Source organism: Pseudomonas tremae, assembly GCF_001401155.1.
GTDB classification, from domain to species: Bacteria; Pseudomonadota; Gammaproteobacteria; order Pseudomonadales; family Pseudomonadaceae; genus Aquipseudomonas; species Aquipseudomonas tremae.
This window is the reverse complement of sequence record NZ_LJRO01000107.1, coordinates 1-842: the sequence shown is the minus strand read 5'-3', so window position 1 is coordinate 842 and position 842 is coordinate 1. Positions and strand designations below refer to the sequence as shown.

Sequence of the window (842 nt, the reverse complement as noted above, 5' to 3'; positions counted from 1 at the left end):
TTCCAGCACGGCGATGTGCGTACTGTCGCGCCCAGCGCGCTGGATGTGATGATCGCGCTGCATGCCTGTGACATCGCAACCGACTACGCCATTCATATGGGCATTCGTTCCGGCGCCTCGATCATCATGTGCTCGCCGTGCTGCCACAAACAGATTCGCCAGCAGATCCAGAGCCCGGCCTTGCTGAAACCGATGTTGCAATACGGCCTGCATATGGGCCAGCAGGCAGAAATGGTCACGGACAGCCTGCGTGCCTTGTTGCTGGAAGCGTGCGGTTACGAAACCAAGGTCTTTGAGTTCATCTCTCTGGAGCACACCAACAAGAACAAGATGATACTGGCGGTCAAGTGCGCCGAACCGGTCAACCCGGACCTGTTGATCGCGCGTATCCAGGAGCTGAAGACGTTTTACGGCATCAGCGAGCAGTGCCTTGAAACGCTGTTGAGGGCGGACGGCTTCATCGGCTGAAACAGCCACCCTGCACACGTAGACCGAAGAGTCTTCGACCAACGGTCTGCTATCAGGCTGCTTCATTGCGCCAGGTCAATGGTTGTGCCTCGCACACGGCGGATACATGGGCTATCACCCAAGCATCCGAGCTACCCACGAGGGTCCGTCATGATCAGCACCTTTTTCATCCCCGCAGTGAACATCATCGGCACTGGCTGCATTGATGAAGCCATGCTCGCCATTCGCAAATACGGATTTCTCAAGGCGCTGATCGTGACCGACGCAGGGCTGGCCAAGGCCGGTGTGGCCAGTCAGGTCGCGGGGCTGTTGGTGGAGCAGGGCATCGACTCGGTGGTATATGACGGTGCCAAACCCAACCCGACCATCGCCAA

2 protein-coding genes are annotated in these 842 nt (G+C 58.1%); both read left to right on the top strand.

Annotated features, from left to right (window positions below):
• A partial coding sequence (locus ALO43_RS08220) for a methyltransferase (RefSeq protein ID WP_157062272.1) occupies positions 1-468 on the top strand: 468 nt, incomplete at its 5' end.
• A gap of 150 nt (positions 469-618) precedes the next feature.
• The coding region (locus ALO43_RS08215) for an iron-containing alcohol dehydrogenase (protein WP_157062271.1) at positions 619-842 on the top strand (224 nt) is incomplete at its 3' end.